Source organism: Escherichia sp. E14S1, from assembly GCF_004211995.1.
Taxonomy (GTDB): Bacteria; Pseudomonadota; Gammaproteobacteria; order Enterobacterales; family Enterobacteriaceae; genus Escherichia.
Map to the genome: position 1 here is coordinate 555230 of NZ_RHJQ01000008.1, position 20602 is coordinate 575831.

Genomic DNA, 20602 nt, shown 5'->3' on the forward strand with positions numbered 1-20602 from the left:
CAACTCCTAAGGGTTATTTGTTGTCTTTGCCGACGTGCAGAATGGCAAGGAACGCTTCCTGCGGCAGCTCAACGTTACCGATCTGCTTCATACGTTTCTTACCTTCTTTCTGTTTCTGCAGCAGCTTTTTCTTACGGCTGATATCACCACCATAGCATTTAGCCAGTACGTTTTTACGCAGCTGCTTCACGGTGGAACGCGCAATGATGTGCGTACCAATCGCTGCCTGAATAGCGATATCAAACTGCTGGCGAGGGATCAGATCTTTCATCTTCTCCACCAGCTCGCGGCCACGGTTTTGCGAATTATCACGGTGGGTGATCAATGCCAGCGCATCAACACGTTCACCGTTGATTAAGACGTCAACACGCACCATGTCAGAAGCCTGGAAGCGTTTGAAGTTGTAATCCAAAGACGCATAGCCACGCGAGGTTGATTTCAGTCGGTCGAAGAAATCAAGCACCACTTCCGCCATCGGGATCTCGTACGTCAGCGCTACCTGGTTTCCGTGATAGACCATGTTGGTCTGTACACCGCGTTTTTCAACGCACAAGGTAATGACGTTACCGAGATACGCTTGCGGCAGCAGCATGTGACACTCTGCAATCGGCTCGCGCAGTTCGTAGATGTTATTTACCGCTGGCAGCTTGGATGGGCTGTCGACGTAGATAACTTCTTTTGCCGTAGTTTCAACTTCATACACTACTGTCGGTGCTGTGGTAATCAGGTCAAGATCGTATTCACGTTCCAGACGTTCCTGAATGATCTCCATGTGCAACAGGCCGAGGAAGCCGCAGCGGAAACCAAAGCCCAGCGCCGTTGAGCTTTCTGGCTCATAGAACAGTGAAGCGTCGTTCAGGCTGAGTTTGCCCAACGCGTCACGGAAGGCTTCATAGTCGTCGGAACTTACCGGGAACAGACCGGCATATACCTGCGGTTTAACTTTCTTAAACCCAGGCAACGCTTTTTCTGCCGGATTACGCGCCAGCGTTAAGGTATCGCCTACCGGTGCACCGTGGATGTCTTTGATCGCACACACCAGCCAGCCTACTTCGCCGCATTTCAGTTCAGTACGATCAACCTGTTTCGGCGTGAAGATCCCCAGGCGGTCGGCGTTATAGGTCTGCCCGGTGCTCATAACTTTCACTTTGTCGCCCTTACGCAAGGTGCCGTTTTTAATACGGATAAGTGAAACCACGCCCAGGTAGTTATCGAACCAGGAGTCGATAATCAGCGCCTGTAACGGACCTTCTGGATCGCCTTCCGGCGGCGGAATGTCGCGCACCAGACGTTCGAGAACGTCCTGCACGCCCACGCCGGTTTTCGCTGAACAGCGCACCGCATCGGTGGCGTCGATACCAACGATATCTTCAATTTCTTCCGCCACGCGTTCAGGATCGGCTGCCGGTAAGTCAATCTTGTTCAGTACCGGCACCACTTCGAGATCCATCTCCATCGCGGTGTAGCAGTTCGCCAGTGTTTGCGCTTCTACGCCCTGCCCGGCGTCGACCACCAGCAATGCACCTTCACAGGCAGCCAGCGAACGGGAAACTTCATAGGAGAAGTCTACGTGGCCCGGGGTGTCGATAAAGTTAAGCTGATAGGTTTCACCGTCAGACGCTTTGTAGTCCAGCGTCACGCTTTGCGCTTTGATGGTAATGCCACGCTCACGCTCAAGATCCATGGAATCGAGAACCTGCGCCTCCATTTCACGGTCAGACAGGCCACCGCAGATCTGGATAATACGGTCAGACAGCGTCGATTTACCGTGGTCAATGTGAGCTATGATCGAAAAGTTACGTATATTCTTCATAAAGTATGATTATTGTGCCTTAACGCCCGGTTAACCAGGCTTTTAGAAGTCGCTGTTCTGAGCTTAACGTCTGTATTAATAGAAAGGCCGCATTCTACACTACAACATTGAGGCGAGGAAATGTTCATACCGTATGGATTGTGGTATCTGGAAACGTCCTCGCATTTGTTATGCAAAATGCAACAAAGCCAGTGAAATCACTGGCTCGCGTCTTCCGAAGATGTTTCAAACCGCACAAGGCCTGGCGGCAATGCCACGCTTAAAATGATCGGTTGCCATTCAGCCCGGGCAGCAAACTTTCGCGAGAAGCCGTGCGCAATCAGGAATCCACCAACGCCACCAAGAATTGCGCCGCATAACGCCGCGATGTCTGAAGCAAAGAGTAGCTGAAATAACGAAGCAACAAGGAATAATCCCAACAGTGGAGACATATAAACCAGCAATGCGGAACTAAGCAGGCTACCTTCAGCGATTCCTAATTCCACTTTTTGCCCCGGCACTAACGGCTCATCACAGGGTACGACGATGGTATGTGTGGTTTGCGGACCAAGTTTATTCAACACACGACTGCCGCAGCCAGCGCGGGAAGCGCAGCTGCTGCATGAGGCTTTGACATCACAACTGACCAGCGCCTGCCCGTTTTGCCAGGAGACGACGGTAGCCCACTCTTTGATCATTGCGCTGCCCCGAACTTAATGTTCTCGGCAATGCGTTTCGCCGTTTGCGGCGGTAGTTCACCAACAATAGTGATTTCCGCGTTGTCACGTATGCTGGTGCTGACTGTTCGGCGTCCGGTACGCAACATCTGATCGGTGCTCGATGGCGTCGCGCGGTTAACGTTTACCGAGAAGCTGAACAAGCCGTCGGAATAGAGACGTGATTCGATGGGCATATTGTCCATCGTGGGCAACGGGCGTCGGCTACTGGAGACTTCGCTAAACCCCTGCGGCAACCAGGTTGGAGTCCAGTTGAATTTGGCTTTTTCACCTACAGGAACAGAAAGCAACGGCGGCAAATTTGCCTTCGCCAGCGTCTGCATACTGCTGCTGATATCCTGATTGACGTTAAAAGCAATCACGCGAAATTGTTCCAGCGTTTCACCATCGCGATCAAGGAGATCAACCCGCATCGGTAATTTCGATTCGGTGTCCATCCACACAATGTAGCTGTAGCGTGTGCCATCACGAGCAACCACGCGAATGACTTCGCAAAGACGATCAGCAATACGCGTGCGTCCCACGGAGATAAAGTCGTAGTAAGGAGAAAGGCGTTTGAAATCGGTATAAATGAGCGATGGCAGAGAATCAACAATGTAATCGCCATTAAGAGTAAACGGTTCAAGGCCCGGCTCAAAGTAGCTGATTTCATTGCCGCGCTGTACCACTTCCCGGCGCGGGCCATCCATTTGCAACAGCTGTGCAAGCGGACGGTTATCGAGGCGTGCATGTCGATAACGCAGAGACTCAACACCTTGTTTATTGATGCTGATGAATGACAGCTCGTAATTCAGTGACTGGCTAGCCAGGTTCATCTGCTGTAATAACGCCCCGGACGCGGGAGTGGCCGAGGCGTTAGCAGAGAATAACAGGCTACCTGTCACTAATGACATGGCAAACCAAAGTTGCTTCATTACTGCGATTGCGTTCCTAAAGTTTGAATTCCTGGCACCTGTACAGCGGCTTGCTGTGTTTGTGCCTGCTCAAACTGAAGCTGTTCGGAGTGGAGTCGACGTTGCAGTTCGTAATCCTGCAACATGGCATTAATGCGACGACGCTGCTCCTGTACCTGCTGCTGTTGACCATTGTTTGCGGTCGCTTCAGAAGGTACTCCCAGACTTACCGGACTGGCTTTCCCCATCATCGGCAGAGTATTGAATACCGGTGTTTCGGGCTGCTGGGACGTTTCAGATTGTCCATTATAGTGCTGGACGCCAACGATAACTGCAAGCGATACACATGCCGCTACGCCCATTTGGGTAAGCTGTGCCGCCCATGGACGTACTTTCTGCCAGAATGGCATTTTCTGCCATTGATGCGGAGCAGGCTGGGCCTCTGGGATCAATATCGTCGGTTGACGAACTGGCTCTTCTTCAATGACGGCCATCACGCGCGATGAGATATCGAAATGAAGCAACTCAGGAGTATCACCCCGCATAGAGTCACGGATTAAGTGATAGCTTTCCCAGGTTTTCTGCATTTCCGGGTTGTGAGCCAGTTCGTTAAGCAGCTCACTATCCAGCGTTTCGCCATCCATTAAAGCGGAAAGTTGTTCTTTCTGCATGCCTAATACCCTTATCCAGTATCCCGCTATCGTCAACGCCTGATAAGCGGTTGAACTTTGTTATCAATAGCTTCCCTCGCTCGGAAGATACGTGAACGCACCGTACCTACCGGACAATCCATGATAGCGGCTATCTCTTCATAGCTCAGGCCATCCAGCTCCCGCAAGGTTATTGCCATGCGTAAATCTTCCGGGAGGGACTCAATAGTTCGGAAAACTATCTGTCTCAGTTCTTCTGACAACATTAAGTTCTCAGGGTTCGAAATTTCTTTCAGCGCGCCACCACTTTCGAAGTTTTCAGCTTCAATGGCATCCACATCACTGGAAGGTGGACGACGCCCCTGAGCAACCAGGTAATTTTTCGCTGTATTTACAGCGATCCGATACAGCCATGTATAAAAAGCACTATCTCCCCGGAACGAATCCAGCGCACGATAGGCTTTAATAAAAGCTTCTTGTACCACATCGGGAACATCACCCGACGGCACATAGCGGGAAACCAGACTCGCCACTTTATGCTGATAGCGCACTACCAGTAAGTTAAAAGCTTTCTGATCTCCCTTCTGGACCCGTTCAACCAGGACCTGGTCCGTTAACTGCTCGCTCATCCGAGGTAAAGTCTCCCCAAACCAAATTTCCACGCGCTATCGAAACGCCACTCCATTAGCTGCAATTTGAGCAAGCAAAACGTTAGAGTGTCTCGTTTTTGTAAAGTTCCGTAACGCATCTGTTTTTGTTTGTCATGCTGTAGACGGATCATTATCTATCATTATAAGTCTACAGAATCTGAACATCGCATTATCTGTGTAGAAATGCCCATTTAACTGCCTGAAGAGTACCCCAACGGCCTTTTTATTTCACCACCTAATCCTCCGCCAGCAAGCAACTTCTCTTTTTTCCACCGTCCAGGATCTCCCTGTTTAGCCATTGTAACAAATATTAAAATAGCAGGTGTTTAATTACACAACGTGATGCTATGCTGACCAAACCGTGTTTAGTAAATTAAACAAACAAAATGAATACTCTTCCTGAACATTCTTGTGATGTGCTGATTATCGGTAGCGGCGCAGCCGGGCTTTCACTGGCACTACGTCTGGCTGACCAGCATCAGGTCATCGTTCTTAGCAAAGGCCCGGTAACGGAAGGCTCAACATTTTATGCCCAGGGCGGAATCGCCGCCGTGTTTGATGAAACTGACAGCATAGACTCGCATGTGGAAGACACATTAATTGCTGGTGCCGGCATTTGCGATCGCCATGCGGTTGAATTTGTCGCCAGCAACGCGCGTTCCTGCGTGCAATGGCTAATCGATCAGGGAGTGTTGTTTGATACCCAAGTTCAGCCGAATGGCGAAGAAAGCTATCATCTGACCCGTGAAGGTGGGCATAGTCACCGTCGCATTCTTCATGCTGCCGACGCCACCGGCAGAGAAGTAGAAACCACGCTGGTGAGCAAGGCGCAGAACCATCCGAATATTCGTGTGCTGGAACGCAGCAATGCGGTTGATCTGATTGTTTCTGACAAAATTGGCCTGCCTGGAACGCGACGGGTTGTCGGCGCGTGGGTGTGGAACCGTAATAAAGAAACCGTGGAAACTTGCCATGCTAAAGCGGTGGTGCTGGCAACTGGCGGCGCGTCGAAGGTTTATCAGTACACCACCAATCCGGATATTTCCTCTGGTGATGGTATTGCCATGGCCTGGCGTGCGGGTTGCCGGGTCGCCAATCTCGAATTTAATCAGTTTCACCCAACCGCGCTGTACCATCCACAGGCACGGAATTTCCTGTTAACGGAAGCCTTACGCGGCGAAGGCGCTTATTTGAAACGCCCGGACGGCACACGTTTTATGCCTGATTTTGATGATCGCGGCGAACTGGCCCCGCGCGATATTGTCGCCCGCGCCATTGACCATGAGATGAAACGCCTCGGCGCGGATTGTATGTTCCTTGATATCAGCCATAAGCCCGCTGAATTTATTCGCCAGCATTTCCCGATGATCTATGAAAAGTTGCTCGGGTTGGGTATTGACCTCACGAAAGAACCGGTGCCGATTGTGCCTGCTGCGCACTATACCTGCGGCGGCGTAATGGTTGACGATCATGGACGTACGGACGTTGATGGCCTGTATGCCATTGGCGAAGTGAGTTATACGGGCTTACATGGTGCTAACCGCATGGCCTCTAACTCCTTGCTGGAGTGTCTGGTCTATGGCTGGTCGGCAGCGGAAGATATTACAAAACGTATGCCTTATGCGCGTGGCGTCAGTACGTTACCGCCGTGGGATGAAAGCCGTGTTGAGAATCCTGACGAACTGGTGGTGATTCAACATAACTGGCATGAGTTACGCCTGTTTATGTGGGATTACGTAGGTATTGTGCGCACAACAAAACGCCTTGAGCGCGCTCTGCGGCGTATCAATATGTTGCAACAGGAAATAGACGAATATTACGCACACTTCCGCGTATCAAATAATTTGCTGGAACTGCGTAATCTGGTGCAGGTTGCCGAGTTGATTGTTCGCTGTGCAATGATGCGTAAGGAGAGTCGGGGGTTGCATTTCACGCTGGATTATCCGGAACTGCTCACGCATTCCGGTCCGTCGATCCTTTCCCCCGTCAATCATTACATAAACAGATAAAAAGCCTGGGTCAGCGCAGTGTACGCTTCGGAATAGTTCTGGTCTGGCCCACGAATCACTAAGCGATCGCAAAAGCACTCCCCCGCCAGTGGGGAGAATGCCAGCAGCACCCGATGCGGCAATCGCGCTTCGTTTTCTGCCACATCCGTTCGCAAACGTAAATGCCACCCCATGCTTAATGCCAGCTCCGTAAAACTATTACCGATTTGCTCTGGCAGTACCACGCAGAAAAATCCCTCTTCGGTAATGCACTCTGCCGCGCAGGTCAGCAAGGATTGATGATCCAGCGTGGTGGTATAGCGTGCCTGTTCCCGCTGAGGTGTCGCACACTCCACTCCCTGCTGATAATACGGCGGGTTGCTGATAATTAAATCGAAGCGTGCTGTCTGCTGTGTGATCCACTGCTGAATATCCGCTGTATGGACGTTAATCCGCTCTGCCCACGGGGACTGGGCGATATTTTCCTGCGCCTGGGCAGCCGCTTCGTTTTCAAGCTCGACCGCATCAATCATCACACTGTCATCGGTTCGCTGCGCCAGCATCAGTGCCAACAACCCGCTACCAGTGCCGATATCAAGGCAGCGTTTTACCCCTGCCACCGGAGCCCATGCGCCAAGCAAAATTCCATCCGTTCCCACTTTCATCGCACATCGTTCGTGGCCGACAAAAAACTGTTTAAAAGTAAATCCATTACGACGAAGCACGGATGTAGACTGTGACATGTAAATAAAACCTTGCTGAAAAAACGGCGATAGCACCGGGTAAGAACAATACCTGAGAAGCGATATCCATACAAACAGATGAAGATTGCAGCCGTAACGTCTATAATCAGCGCCCCACACAGAGGTAGAACATGACTGTAACGACTTTTTCCGAACTTGAACTCGACGAAAGCCTGCTGGAAGCCCTCCAGGATAAAGGTTTCACTCGCCCGACCGCCATTCAGGCTGCCGCCATTCCGCCTGCGCTCGATGGCCGTGATGTACTCGGTTCTGCGCCGACAGGCACCGGTAAAACGGCGGCGTATCTGCTGCCAGCGTTGCAGCACCTGCTCGATTTCCCACGTAAGAAATCCGGTCCGCCGCGTATTTTGATCCTCACCCCAACTCGCGAACTGGCGATGCAGGTGGCCGATCATGCCCGCGAACTGGCGAAACATACGCATCTGGATATCGCCACTATCACCGGCGGCGTGGCCTATATGAACCACGCAGAAGTTTTCAGCGAAAACCAGGACATCGTGGTCGCCACGACCGGACGTCTGCTGCAATACATAAAAGAAGAGAACTTCGATTGCCGCGCGGTTGAAACGCTGATCCTCGACGAAGCTGACCGTATGCTGGATATGGGCTTCGCTCAGGATATCGAACATATTGCTGGCGAAACGCGCTGGCGTAAACAGACCCTGCTCTTTTCAGCAACGCTGGAAGGCGATGCGATTCAGGACTTTGCAGAGCGTCTGCTGGAAGATCCGGTGGAAGTTTCTGCGAATCCGTCCACCCGTGAGCGCAAAAAGATCCATCAGTGGTATTACCGCGCCGATGATCTTGAGCATAAAACCGCATTGCTGGTGCATCTGTTAAAACAGCCTGAAGCGACTCGCTCAATCGTATTTGTGCGTAAGCGTGAGCGTGTGCATGAGCTGGCAAACTGGCTGCGCGAAGCGGGCATCAACAACTGCTATCTCGAAGGTGAGATGGTACAAGGCAAGCGTAATGAAGCGATTAAACGCCTGACCGAAGGTCGCGTTAACGTGCTGGTTGCAACCGACGTTGCCGCACGCGGCATTGACATTCCGGATGTCAGCCACGTCTTTAACTTCGATATGCCGCGCAGTGGCGATACTTATTTGCACCGTATCGGTCGTACCGCTCGCGCCGGTCGTAAAGGCACCGCAATTTCGCTGGTGGAAGCTCATGACCATCTGCTGCTGGGCAAAGTTGGTCGCTATATTGAAGAGCCAATTAAAGCTCGCGTAATTGATGAGTTACGCCCGAAAACGCGTGCACCAAGCGAGAAACAGACTGGCAAGCCATCGAAGAAAGTACTGGCAAAACGCGCCGAGAAGAAAAAGGCTAAAGAGAAAGAGAAGCCGCGGGTGAAAAAACGCCATCGCGATACCAAAAATATTGGTAAGCGCCGTAAACCAAGCGGAACGGGCGTGCCACCGCAAACAACAGAAGAGTAATCATAATGCCGGGTTTAAGCCCGGCATTTTTTTATCCAGCCACAAAACACTCTTCAACACACTGAATAAAAGTGTACATCGCCGGGCTAACCGCTTTTCCGGCATGGTGTGCGCACATTGCTGTAATGGTCTGCGACGGCTCGCCAAAGGGCAATTCAATTAATTCACCGCTCGCAAGTTCTTTTGCCACCGCAAAGCGTGGCAGGTAGCTGACACCGATATTGGCCGCGACACAACGCTTGATGCTTTCGATACTTATAAGCTCTATGGTGTTTTCCACCGTGATCCGCCGCTGGCGAAGCGTGCTCTCAAATATCTGGCGGAAGATACATTGTGGTTCGTTGATAATAAAACTACAGGCGTTATGTCTTCCCGACTCAGTAAAATCGACATCTGCAATTTGCGGTGAAGCCACCAGCACCAGCGATTGTTCACCCAACTCACGTCGGTTCAGTGCATCATCATTCCCTACGCGATAAAAGATGCCGACGTCTGCCTCATCATTCAGTAGTGCATCACGAATCACGTAACAGTTCAGTGACTGCAATGATAAACGCACTTTTGGTGCGCGTTGCCGAAAACGCTGCAACACCTCCGGCATACGGTAAGAGAGCAACGTTTCGCCCGAAACAACGCGCAGTTCTCCGTCCGGCTCCGACTCTTTTTTGGCAGCTACGCGAAGCGTATCCATTACTCTGGTGAGTTCATAGATGTGCGGCAGCAGCTTTTTGCCTTCGCGAGTGAGGCACATCCGTCGACCAATTTTCTCAAACAACTGGACCGAGAACTCCTGTTCAAGCTGCTGAATATGAAAAGTCACCGTCGACTGTGTGCAGCACAATTTTTGCGAAGCTCGCAAAAAAGAACCCTCTTCCACCACGGTTTTTAGGGTAATAAAACGGCGCAGATCCATAATCCCACACCTATCGAAAATATCGAACTTAGAATGTGAAAACATTCATTTTTTTAAATGTTTTGTGTCGGGTACTGTCTACCAAAACAGAGGAGATAACAAGTGACACCGACCCTTTTAAGTGCTTTTTGGACCTACACCCTGATTACTGCCCTCACGCCAGGAACAAACAATATTCTCGCCCTTAGTTCTGCAACGTCGCATGGGTTTCGTCAGAGTACCCGCGTACTGGCGGGGATGAGTCTGGGATTTTTAATCGTCATGCTACTGTGCGCGGGAATTTCGTTTTCACTGGCTGTTATTGACCCGGCGGCAGTGCATCTGTTGAGTTGGGCGGGGGCGGCATATATTGTCTGGCTGGCGTGGAAAATCGCTACCAGCCCAACAAAGGAAGACGGGCTTCAGGCAAAACCGATCAGCTTTTGGGCAAGCTTTGCGCTACAGTTTGTGAACGTCAAAATCATTTTGTACGGCATTACGGCACTATCGACGTTTGTCCTGCCGCAAACGCAGGCGTTAAGCTGGGTAGTTGGCGTCAGCGTTTTGCTGGCAATGATTGGGACGTTTGGCAATGTGTGCTGGGCGCTGGCGAGGCATCTGTTTCAGCGATTGTTTCGCCAGTATGGTCGCCAGTTAAATATCGTGCTGGCACTGTTGCTGGTTTATTGCGCGGTACGTATTTTCTATTAATGAAAAAAAACGGAAGAGGTCGCCCTCTTCCGCTTAGTAACTTGCTACTTAAGCCTTACAGGCTTTCAGTAAAGGTACGAGCGATAACGTCGCGCTGCTGTTCCGGAGTCAGAGAGTTAAAGCGAACTGCATAACCGGATACACGGATGGTCAGCTGCGGATATTTTTCCGGATGCTTAACTGCATCTTCCAGAGTTTCACGACGCAGAACGTTTACGTTCAGGTGCTGACCACCTTCTACGCGAACTTCTGGTTTAACTTCTACTGGAACTTCACGGTACTCAATGTCACCCAGTTTGCTTACTGCAACCACTTCGTCTTCTGCAAAACCTGCTTTCGCAACGATGCAACGCGCTTCGCCTTTTTCGCTGTCCAGCAGCCAGAAAGAGTTCAGCAGATCGTCGTTAGCGGCTTTAGTAATCTGGATACCTGTAATCATGTGATGCTTCCCCGGCAAAATTTATTTGATTTGATCAGCCTGTCGCGGCCAATTGGTAAAACCATTGTTGCTTGAGTGTATATATACTCCTCAAAGACCCCTGATTCTTTGATTTAAATCAATAAAAAACACACACCAAGTGTGGAGGCAAGTGGATTTTATTGTTTTACATCAACTTATGCGGGTGTGAAATTTTACCAATTTACATTTTTTTACAGTCGATTATGTCTATAAAATGAGCTTGATTTTGCTCTGTAGAAAGAAGCAGTTAAGCTAGGCGGATTGAAGATTCGCAGGAGAGCGAGATGGCTAACGAATTAACCTGGCATGACGTGCTGGCTGAAGAGAAGCAACAACCCTATTTTCTTAATACCCTTCAGACCGTCGCCAGCGAGCGGCAATCCGGCATCACTATCTATCCGCCACAAAAAGATGTCTTTAACGCCTTTCGTTATACCGAGTTAGGCGATGTCAAAGTCGTGATTCTCGGCCAGGATCCTTATCACGGCCCCGGACAGGCTCACGGCCTGGCGTTTTCTGTTCGCCCCGGTATCCCCACTCCGCCGTCATTACTGAATATGTATAAAGAGCTGGAAAATACTGTTCCAGGCTTTACCCGCCCGGCGCATGGCTATCTCGAAAGCTGGGCGCGTCAGGGCGTTCTGCTGCTCAATACCGTATTGACGGTACGCGCAGGTCAGGCGCATTCCCACGCCAGCCTCGGTTGGGAGACGTTTACTGATAAAGTCATCAGCCTGATTAATCAGCATCGCGAAGGCGTGGTGTTTTTGTTGTGGGGATCTCATGCGCAAAGGAAAGGGGCGATTATAGATAAGCAACGCCATCACGTACTGAAAGCACCGCATCCGTCACCGCTTTCTGCGCATCGTGGATTCTTTGGCTGTAACCATTTTGTGCTAGCAAATCAGTGGCTGGAACAACGTGGCGAGACGCCGATTGACTGGATGCCTGTATTACCGGCAGAGAGTGAGTAAATTTGCGGGAAAATGCCGGATGGCAGAGTTGCCACCCGGCTGATTTATCAGGCTTTATTCTGACGCCACCATTCGCCAAGCAGAACGCCAGTTGCGACAGAAATATTCAGTCCAGCAACGTTGCCAGTACCGTCAATCTTCACGCGCAAATCGTTCGGATCGCGTGCTGCATCCGGTAACCCTTCATATTCCTGCCCCAGCACCAGCACCATTTTTTCTGGCAGACTGGTTTTGAACAGCGGTTTACCTTGCTCGCTGGAAGTGGTCACCACGGTGTAGCCCGCCTGACGGAAATCATCCAACACGTCAACAATGTTGTCGCCAGTAATCGGCTGAACATGTTCTGCGCCGCCTTCTGCGGTACGGATAGCCGCCCCCGATTCCAGCAGTGCCGCATCCTGCACCACAACGCCTTTCACGCCAAAGTGCGCACAGCTACGCATCATACCGCCCAGGTTATGCGGGTTAGATTCGTTTTCCAGCGCCAGTACACAATCCTGCGCACCAGCCTTGCTTACCCACTGCTGCACGGTTGTACCGTTACGCTTTTTGATCAGGAAGCACACGCCTCCGTGATGCTCCGTACCTGACGCCTTTGTCAGTTCAGCTTCATCCACCACATGGTACGCTTTGCGGTTTGCCGCCATCCAGCGCAATGCTTCTTTAAAACGTGGCGTTACGCTCTGGATAAACCAAGCGCGAACAATTGCTTCCGGACGGCTCTGGAACAGTGCCTGACATGCGTTTTCGCCGTAGACGCGGGTTTCTTCCGCACGCTGACGACGCAACACTTCCGGATCAATAAAACTTTTACCACTGATGCCACCGTGATCGGCCTTTTCCGGCGCATCATCACCAGGCGCGCGGGAAACTGTGCGCCACGGCGACTCTTCCCACTTGCGGTCACGGGGCTGACTCTGTTTGTCATCGCGGGCGGGGCGACGGCCACCGTCGGCACGAGATTTTCCTGGACGCCCGCCCCCTTTCCCGGTACGCGGGTTATGGGTACGTTTATCAGAATCATCATCACTGCGGACATACATCACTTTGACCTTGCCGCTTTTGCTTTTCATTTCATCGTTCATGCTTTTCTCCACCAGCGCTGCGCGAAGCGCGCAGATTACCCGAAGTGCGCGCGGTTCGCCATGATTTCGTTCCAAAGCCTACGTCTATCATACCCATTGAATAAAACAGATTGTTGTCTAGAACAATGTTCCCGATAATATGTAACATATTAGAAACATACCGGCGTCGTTGCCGATAAGTCTCCTTACTCATCCCGAGGTTAGTTATGAATACCGTTTGTACCCATTGTCAGGCCATCAATCGCATTCCCGACGATCGGATCGAAGATGCGGCAAAATGCGGACGCTGCGGTCACGACTTGTTTGACGGAGAGGTGATTAATGCGACCGGTGAAACGCTCGACAAATTGCTGAAAGATGATCTACCTGTGGTGATCGACTTCTGGGCGCCGTGGTGCGGCCCCTGCCGTAACTTCGCGCCAATTTTTGAAGATGTTGCGCAAGAGCGTAGCGGTAAAGTGCGCTTTGTGAAAGTGAATACCGAAGCTGAACGTGAATTAAGCAGCCGCTTTGGTATTCGCAGTATTCCGACGATCATGATTTTCAAAAATGGTCAGGTTGTCGACATGCTTAATGGCGCAGTACCGAAAGCGCCGTTCGACAGCTGGCTGAACGAATCTCTTTAATCTTACCGGGGCGCATCTTGTGCCCCGTTTTCTCCTCTGCGACAATGGCGTTTTTTCGACGCTCTCTTATGACCGAAAACGCTGTTCTCCAGTTACGCGCCAAACGTATTGCGCGCGCAACACGTCCTTTTCTTGCCCGCGGTAATCGCGTTCGTCGCTGCCAACGCTGTCTTTTGCCAGAGAAATTATGTCTCTGTTCGACAATTACCCCAGCGGAAGCAAAAAGTCGCTTCTGTTTGCTGATGTTCGACACCGAGCCAATGAAGCCAAGTAACACCGGGCGTCTGATTGCTGATATTTTACCTGATACCGTTGCGTTTCAATGGTCGCGTACCGAACCATCACAAGAACTGCTGGCTCTGGTGCAAAACCCGGATTATCAACCAATGGTGGTCTTTCCCGCCTCATATGCTGATGAGCACCGGGAAGTGATCTTCACCCCGCCTTCCGGTAAGCCACCGCTGTTTATCATGCTCGATGGTACCTGGCCGGAAGCGCGCAAGATGTTTCGTAAAAGTCCGTATCTGGATAATCTCCCCGTCATTTCCGTCGATCTTTCCCGGCTTTCTGCCTATCGCCTGCGTGAAGCCCAGGCTGAAGGCCAATATTGTACCGCTGAAGTGGCTATCGCACTTTTAGATATGGCGGGCGATACCAGGGCTGCGGCCAGCTTAGGCGAGCATTTCACTCGCTTTAAAACACGCTATCTGGCAGGAAAAACGCAACATCTGGGTAGTATCACAGCAGAACAGTTAGAAAGCGTTTAAAATCATTCGGTCACTTCTGCGGGAGACCGGTATGAGTCAGCGAGGACTGGAAGCACTACTGCGACCAAAATCGATTGCGGTAATTGGCGCATCGATGAACCCCAATCGCGCAGGTTACCTGATGATGCGTAACCTGCTGGCGGGAGGCTTTAACGGACCGGTGTTACCGGTGACGCCGGCCTGGAAAGCGGTACAAGGCGTACTGGCCTGGCCGGATATCGCCAGTCTGCCATTTACGCCCGACCTTGCTGTGCTGTGTACCAATGCCAGCCGCAATCTGGCGCTTCTGGAAGAACTCGGCGAAAAAGGCTGTAAAACCTGCATTATTCTTTCTGCCCCGACATCGCAACACGAAGATCTCCGCGCCTGCGCCCAGCGCCATAACATGCGCCTGCTTGGACCAAACAGTCTGGGATTACTGGCGCCGTGGCAAGGTCTGAATGCCAGCTTTTCGCCTGTGCCGATTAAACGCGGCAAGCTGGCGTTTATTTCGCAATCGGCTGCCGTCTCCAACACCATCCTCGACTGGGCGCAACAGCGTGAGATGGGCTTTTCCTACTTTATTGCGCTCGGCGACAGCCTGGATATCGACGTTGATGAATTGCTCGACTATCTGGCGCGCGACAGTAAAACCAGCGCCATCCTGCTCTATCTCGAACAGTTAAGCGACGCGCGACGCTTTGTTTCGGCGGCCCGTAGTGCCTCGCGTAATAAACCGATTCTGGTAATTAAAAGCGGACGTAGCCCGGCAGCACAGCGACTGCTCAACACGACGGCAGGAATGGACCCGGCATGGGATGCGGCTATTCAGCGTGCCGGTTTATTACGAGTGCAGGACACTCACGAACTGTTTTCGGCAGTGGAAACCCTTAGCCATATGCGCCCATTGCGTGGCGACCGACTGATGATTATCAGCAACGGTGCAGCGCCAGCTGCGCTGGCGCTGGATGCCTTATGGTCACGCAATGGCAAGCTGGCAACGCTAAGCGAAGAAACCTGCCAGAAGCTACGCAATGCGCTGCCAGAACATGTAGTAATCTCTAACCCGCTCGATCTGCGCGATGACGCCAGCAGTGAGCACTATATTAAAACGCTGGATATTCTGCTCCACAGCCAGGATTTTAATGCGCTGATGGTTATTCATTCGCCCAGTGCTGCCGCTCCCGCCACAGAAAGCGCGCTGGCATTAATTGAAGAGGTAAAGCATCACCCTCGCAGCAAGTATGTCTCTCTGCTGACGAACTGGTGCGGCGAACACTCCTCGCAGGAGGCGCGACGTTTATTCAGCGAAGCCGGGCTGCCGACCTACCGCACTCCGGAAGGAACCATCACCGCTTTTATGCATATGGTCGAGTACCGACGTAACCAGAAGCAACTACGCGAAACGCCGGCGCTGCCCAGCAATCTGACCTCTAATACCGCAGAAGCGCATCTTCTGTTGCAACAGGCGATTGCCGAAGGAGCAACGTCGCTCGATACCCATGAAGTTCAGCCCATCCTGCAAGCGTATGGCATGAACACGCTTCCCACCTGGATTGCCAGCGACAGCACCGAAGCGGTGCATATTGCTGAACAGATTGGTTATCCGGTGGCACTGAAATTGCGTTCGCCGGATATTCCACATAAATCGGAAGTTCAGGGCGTCATGCTCTACCTGCGTACAGCCAATGAAGTCCAGCAAGCCGCGAACGCTATTTTCGATCGCGTAAAAATGGCCTGGCCGCAGGCGCGGATCCACGGTCTGCTGGTGCAAAGTATGGCTAACCGTGCTGGCGCCCAGGAGTTGCGGGTAGTGGTCGAGCAGGATCCGGTTTTCGGACCGTTGATCATGCTTGGTGAAGGCGGTGTGGAGTGGCGTCCAGAAGATCAAGCCGTCGTCGCATTACCGCCGCTGAACATGAACCTGGCCCGTTATCTGGTCATTCAGGGAATAAAAAGTAAAAAGATTCGTGCGCGCAGTGCACTGCGTCCATTGGATGTTGCAGGCTTGAGCCAGCTTCTGGTGCAGGTTTCCAACTTGATTGTCGATTGCCCGGAAATTCAGCGTCTGGATATTCATCCTTTGCTGGCTTCTGGCAGTGAATTTACCGCGCTGGATGTCACGCTGGATATCGCGCCGTTTGAAGGCGATAGCGAGAGTCGGCTGGCAGTGCGCCCGTACCCGCATCAGCTGGAAGAGTGGGTGGAATTGAAAAACGGTGAACGTTGCTTGTTCCGCCCGATTTTGCCAGAAGATGAGCCACAGCTTCAGCAATTTATTTCGCTAGTCACCAAAGAAGATCTTTATTACCGCTATTTTAGCGAGATCAACGAATTCACCCATGAAGATTTAGCTAACATGACGCAGATCGACTACGATCGGGAAATGGCGTTTGTGGCGGTGCAACGTATTGATCAAACGGAAGAGATCCTCGGTGTCACGCGTGCGATTTCCGATCCTGATAACATCGATGCCGAATTTGCTGTACTGGTTCGCTCGGATCTCAAAGGGTTAGGCTTAGGTCGACGCTTAATGGAAAAGTTGATTACCTATACGCGAGATCACGGACTGCAACGTCTGAATGGTATTACGATGCCAAACAATCGTGGCATGGTGGCGCTGGCCCGCAAGCTCGGGTTTAACGTCGATATCCAGCTCGAAGAGGGGATCGTTGGGCTTACGCTAAATCTTGCCCAGCGCGAGGAATCATGAGTAAGGTACTGGAAATGTTGACCACTTAATCGGGACTGGTGTTATTATTGCCCGCTTATGTCGTCTGCATTGCACAGAGGACCCTTCAATGAACAGAGAAGAAATGCACTGTGATGTTGTCAAAATTTAAGCGTAATAAACATCAACAACACCTTGCCCAACTACCCAAGATTTCTCAATCAGTTGATGATGTCGATTTCTTTTACGCTCCCGCCGACTTCCGGGAGACGCTGCTGGAAAAAATAGCCAGCGCGAAGCAGCGCATTTGCATTGTCGCCCTGTATCTCGAACAGGATGATGGTGGCAAAGGCATTCTGAGCGCGCTATATGAGGCTAAACGGCAGCGTCCGGAACTGGATGTGCGGGTGCTGGTCGACTGGCATCGTGCGCAACGTGGACGCATTGGCGCTGCGGCATCTAACACTAACGCTGACTGGTACTGCCGCATGGCGCAGGAAAATCCGGGCGTAGATGTTCCGGTTTATGGCGTACCCATCAATACCCGTGAAGCCCTGGGCGTTCTGCATTTTAAAGGCTTTATCATCGACGATAGCGTACTTTACAGCGGTGCCAGCCTGAACGATGTTTATCTGCATCAGCACGATAAATACCGCTACGACCGTTACCATCTGATTCGTAACCGCAAGATGTCAGACATTATGTTTGAATGGGTTACGCAGAATATTATGAATGGTCGCGGTGTTAACCGTCTGGATGATGAACATCGCCCAAAAAGCCCGGAAATCAAGAACGACATTCGCCTGTTTCGCCAGGAGCTGCGCGATGCCGCTTATCATTTCCAGGGAGATGCCGACAACGATCAGCTTTCCGTAACGCCGCTAGTGGGGCTGGGGAAATCGAGTCTGTTGAACAAGACCATTTTCCATCTGATGCCCTGTGCAGAACAGAAACTGACTATCTGTACGCCATACTTCAACCTGCCGGCAATCCTGGTGCGCAATATCATCCAGTTGCTGCGTGAAGGGAAAAAGGTCGAAATTATCGTTGGTGATAAAACCGCGAATGACTTCTATATTCCGGAAGATGAGCCATTCAAGATAATTGGCGCGTTGCCTTATCTTTATGAGATTAATTTGCGTCGCTTCCTGAGTCGTTTGCAGTATTACGTCAATACTGACCAGTTAGTGGTCCGTTTGTGGAAAGATGACGATAATACTTATCACCTGAAAGGAATGTGGGTTGATGATAAGTGGATGCTGATAACCGGTAATAACCTGAACCCACGCGCCTGGCGTCTGGATCTGGAAAACGCCATTTTGATCCACGATCCACAACTGGAGCTTGCGCCGCAGCGTGAAAAAGAACTGGCTCTGATCCGCGAGCATACCACCATTGTTAAGCACTACCGCGATCTGCAAAGTATTGCCGATTACCCGGTAAAAGTTCGCAAACTTATCCGCCGTTTGCGCCGCATCCGCATCGACCGATTAATTAGCCGTATCCTGTAATCTGAACCCCGTCCTGTACGGGGTTTGTTTTTTGGAGGCCGCGTTGCGTATTCTTTTTGTCTGTTCGCTATTGTTACTTTCTGGATGCAGCCATATGGCTAACGATAGCTGGAGCGGGCAGGATAAAGCTCAACACTTTATCGCCTCGGCGATGCTTTCCGCCGCAGGAAATGAATACGCGCAACATCAGGGGATGAGCCGCGACCGCAGCGCGATGTTCGGGCTGGTGTTCTCTGTAGGGCTGGGAGTGTCAAAAGAGCTTTGGGATAGCCGCCCTGAGGGGAGCGGCTGGAGCTGGAAGGATTTTGCCTGGGATATAGCCGGTGCAACTACCGGCTATACCGTCTGGCAAATAGCGCATCACTAAAGACGCATCCCCTTCCCTTTGCGATGCAACATCAAAGAAACCAGAAACGCTACCACGGCCATCAATGTCACATACCAGAAAAATGCCGTTTCCATTCCTATCGATTTCAGCGACAACGCTACATACTCCGCCGAACCACCAAATATAGCATTGGCGACCGCATATGACAGACCAACACCTAATGCGCGAACCTGCGCCGGGAACATCTCAGCCTTCAGTATTCCACTGATTGATGTATAAAAACTCACTATCAGCAGGGCGCACATCACCAGACCAAAAGCGGCATAAGGAGAGGAGACGTTCTGCAATGCTGATAGTATGGGGACGGTAAAAATAGCGGCCAAAGAGCCAAAGCATAACATTGAGGTTCGGCGTCCAATCTTATCTGACAGCGCGCCAATGAACGGTTGAATGAGCATAAATACAAACAATGCCGCAGTCATAATGCCGCTTGCTACGTTAGCGTGCATTCCCGCAGTATTCACCAGATATTTCTGCATATAGGTGGTAAAGGTATAGAAACAAAGAGAACCCGCAGCAGTGAAGCCGAGAACCATGATGAATGCACGGCGATTGCGCCATAATCCTTTCATTGACCCCGCTTCTTTTAACGCTCGCGTCTCTTGTTGTGAAGTTTCATCTAACTGACGACGTAACCACAATGCCACAACGGCTAACACCGCTCCTAACGCAAAAGGAATGCGCCATCCCCACTCTCTAAGAGCAGAATCTTCCATAGTATGTTGTAGAACAACCACCACCAGTAAGGCCAGCAACTGACCGCCAATTAGCGTGACGTACTGGAACGAAGCATAGAACCCTTTGCGCCCTTCGACAGCAACTTCACTCATATAGGTGGCGCTGGTGCCATATTCTCCACCAACGGATAATCCCTGGAATAAACGCGCGAGAAGCAATAATGCCGGAGCCCAGGTACCGATAGTTTCATAACCAGGGAGGCAGGCAATAACCAGAGATCCGAAACACATCATACACACCGATAACAGCATTGATTTTTTACGACCATGTTTATCGGCTATGCGTCCAAATAGCCAGCCACCGATTGGACGCATCAGAAAGCCCGCAGCAAAAACACCGGCTGTTTGCAGTAATTGAGTGGTAGTGTTACCAGAAGGGAAGAAAATGTGGGCAAAGTAGAGGGAACAGAATGAGTAGACATAAAAATCGAACCACTCGACCAGATTACCTGAAGAGGCCCCTACTATTGCCCAGATGCGGCGACGAGTATCACTACTTGTCAGTTTGTCGTCTGCCGTTACAGTGCTTTCTGCCATGCCAATATTTCTCCTGCCATAATCCGATGCTTTTGTCGGCCAATGTTGTTTATTATTTAGTAAGACAGATGTTATACATTTGTTACCGATGTTTGTGCAACCATAACTGCGAATTTAGTTAGCAGGGGAATGATTATTCTGGATGACCAGGAAGGATTTCAGGTGAGGTTGTCGTATGGAAATGGGCGAGCATCTGGCGTATACAAGGGAATGGCAGGGTTTTTATTTCTTAGTCAGAACCACATCAGGTGGTTTTTACTACCTACGCTATTCAGGACGGACGACAGACAAAACAAAAGGCCCAGTCTTTCGACTGGGCCTTTCGTTTTATTTGATGCCTGGCAG

20 protein-coding genes are annotated in these 20602 nt (G+C 51.1%); 9 read left to right on the plus strand and 11 right to left on the minus strand.

Going from position 1 to position 20602, the window contains the following annotated elements; genetic code table 11:
• Positions 1–13: 13 nt before the first annotated feature.
• From lepA to rseD, 6 genes are all read right to left on the minus strand, one after another.
• Positions 14–1813 carry a translation elongation factor 4 gene (gene lepA / locus D9734_RS11480; RefSeq protein WP_000790173.1) on the minus strand — a complete coding sequence of 600 codons (1800 nt, stop codon included), beginning with the start codon at positions 1811–1813 and terminating at the stop codon, positions 14–16.
• Between the two features lie 197 nt (positions 1814–2010).
• Positions 2011–2490 carry a SoxR-reducing system protein RseC gene (gene rseC / locus D9734_RS11485; RefSeq protein ID WP_130207556.1) on the minus strand — a complete coding sequence of 160 codons (480 nt, stop codon included), beginning with the start codon at positions 2488–2490 and terminating at the stop codon, positions 2011–2013.
• Positions 2487–3443: a sigma-E factor regulatory protein RseB gene (gene rseB / locus D9734_RS11490; RefSeq protein WP_064526144.1), complete on the minus strand. Its 957-nt coding sequence runs from the start codon at positions 3441–3443 to the stop codon at positions 2487–2489. Before rseB ends, rseC begins: the two co-directional genes overlap by 4 nt.
• The gene (rseA, locus tag D9734_RS11495) at positions 3443–4093 is read right to left on the minus strand and encodes an anti-sigma-E factor RseA (protein ID WP_130207558.1); all 651 of its coding nucleotides are present in this window, start codon (positions 4091–4093) and stop codon (positions 3443–3445) included. The genes rseB and rseA overlap by 1 nt, the downstream gene beginning before the upstream one ends.
• A 32-nt stretch (positions 4094–4125) precedes the next feature.
• Positions 4126–4701: an RNA polymerase sigma factor RpoE gene (rpoE, locus tag D9734_RS11500; RefSeq protein ID WP_001295364.1), complete on the minus strand. Its 576-nt coding sequence runs from the start codon at positions 4699–4701 to the stop codon at positions 4126–4128.
• Positions 4698–4853 (minus strand): rpoE leader peptide RseD, encoded by a 156-nt coding sequence (gene rseD, locus D9734_RS11505; protein WP_064526141.1) that lies wholly within the window; start codon positions 4851–4853, stop codon positions 4698–4700. Before rseD ends, rpoE begins: the two co-directional genes overlap by 4 nt.
• 255 nt (positions 4854–5108) lie before the next feature.
• On the opposite strand from rseD, the gene nadB reads away from it, so the two are divergent.
• On the plus strand, positions 5109–6731 hold the full coding sequence (nadB, locus tag D9734_RS11510) for an L-aspartate oxidase (RefSeq protein ID WP_130207560.1): 1623 nt from the start codon (positions 5109–5111) through the stop codon (positions 6729–6731).
• Here nadB and trmN read toward each other — a convergent pair.
• Positions 6716–7453, minus strand: a complete 738-nt coding sequence (gene trmN, locus D9734_RS11515; RefSeq protein WP_033549546.1) for a tRNA(1)(Val) (adenine(37)-N(6))-methyltransferase TrmN — start codon at positions 7451–7453, stop codon at positions 6716–6718. The genes nadB and trmN overlap by 16 nt on opposite strands.
• Positions 7454–7584: 131 nt before the next feature.
• Here trmN and srmB point away from each other — a divergent pair, with 131 nt between their 5' ends.
• Entirely contained in the window at positions 7585–8919 is a 1335-nt protein-coding gene (gene srmB, locus D9734_RS11525) for an ATP-dependent RNA helicase SrmB (RefSeq protein ID WP_000219193.1), read from the plus strand.
• A gap of 31 nt (positions 8920–8950) precedes the next feature.
• Here srmB and D9734_RS11530 read toward each other — a convergent pair whose 3' ends face one another.
• On the minus strand, positions 8951–9832 hold the full coding sequence (locus tag D9734_RS11530) for a LysR family transcriptional regulator (RefSeq protein WP_130207564.1): 882 nt from the start codon (positions 9830–9832) through the stop codon (positions 8951–8953).
• 102 nt (positions 9833–9934) lie between these two features.
• Between D9734_RS11530 and eamB the strand changes: the two genes are divergently transcribed.
• Complete coding sequence (eamB, locus tag D9734_RS11535; protein WP_130207566.1) at positions 9935–10522, plus strand: cysteine/O-acetylserine transporter; 588 nt, start codon at positions 9935–9937, stop codon at positions 10520–10522.
• Positions 10523–10577: 55 nt separating this feature from the next.
• Here the strand turns inward: eamB and grcA are convergent, their stop codons facing one another.
• Entirely contained in the window at positions 10578–10961 is a 384-nt protein-coding gene (grcA, locus tag D9734_RS11540) for an autonomous glycyl radical cofactor GrcA (protein WP_000627804.1), read from the minus strand.
• 305 nt (positions 10962–11266) lie between these two features.
• Between grcA and ung the strand changes: the two genes are divergently transcribed.
• Positions 11267–11956, plus strand: a complete 690-nt coding sequence (gene ung / locus D9734_RS11545) for a uracil-DNA glycosylase (protein WP_130207568.1) — start codon at positions 11267–11269, stop codon at positions 11954–11956.
• 47 nt (positions 11957–12003) lie between these two features.
• Here ung and D9734_RS11550 read toward each other — a convergent pair whose 3' ends face one another.
• Entirely contained in the window at positions 12004–13041 is a 1038-nt protein-coding gene (locus D9734_RS11550) for a tRNA/rRNA methyltransferase (protein ID WP_130207570.1), read from the minus strand.
• 206 nt (positions 13042–13247) lie between these two features.
• On the opposite strand from D9734_RS11550, the gene trxC reads away from it, so the two are divergent.
• The 5 genes from trxC (at position 13248) to D9734_RS11575 (ending at position 18962) form a co-directional block, all read left to right on the plus strand.
• Positions 13248–13667, plus strand: a complete 420-nt coding sequence (gene trxC / locus D9734_RS11555; RefSeq protein ID WP_001098726.1) for a thioredoxin TrxC — start codon at positions 13248–13250, stop codon at positions 13665–13667.
• 68 nt (positions 13668–13735) lie between these two features.
• On the plus strand, positions 13736–14434 hold the full coding sequence (gene tapT, locus D9734_RS11560; protein WP_130207572.1) for a tRNA-uridine aminocarboxypropyltransferase: 699 nt from the start codon (positions 13736–13738) through the stop codon (positions 14432–14434).
• Positions 14435–14465: 31 nt separating this feature from the next.
• Positions 14466–17126 carry a protein lysine acetyltransferase gene (gene pat / locus D9734_RS11565; protein ID WP_130207574.1) on the plus strand — a complete coding sequence of 887 codons (2661 nt, stop codon included), beginning with the start codon at positions 14466–14468 and terminating at the stop codon, positions 17124–17126.
• Positions 17127–17239: 113 nt separating this feature from the next.
• A complete protein-coding gene (gene pssA, locus D9734_RS11570) occupies positions 17240–18595 on the plus strand; it encodes a CDP-diacylglycerol--serine O-phosphatidyltransferase (protein ID WP_130207600.1) in 1356 nt (451 codons plus the stop codon).
• Positions 18596–18638: 43 nt separating this feature from the next.
• Positions 18639–18962 carry a YfiM family lipoprotein gene (locus D9734_RS11575; RefSeq protein WP_130207576.1) on the plus strand — a complete coding sequence of 108 codons (324 nt, stop codon included), beginning with the start codon at positions 18639–18641 and terminating at the stop codon, positions 18960–18962.
• On the opposite strand, the gene kgtP is transcribed toward D9734_RS11575, so the two are convergent.
• Complete coding sequence (gene kgtP, locus D9734_RS11580) at positions 18959–20257, minus strand: alpha-ketoglutarate permease (protein ID WP_130207578.1); 1299 nt, start codon at positions 20255–20257, stop codon at positions 18959–18961. The two genes, D9734_RS11575 and kgtP, sit on opposite strands and share 4 nt — an antisense overlap.
• Positions 20258–20602: the final 345 nt, after the last annotated feature.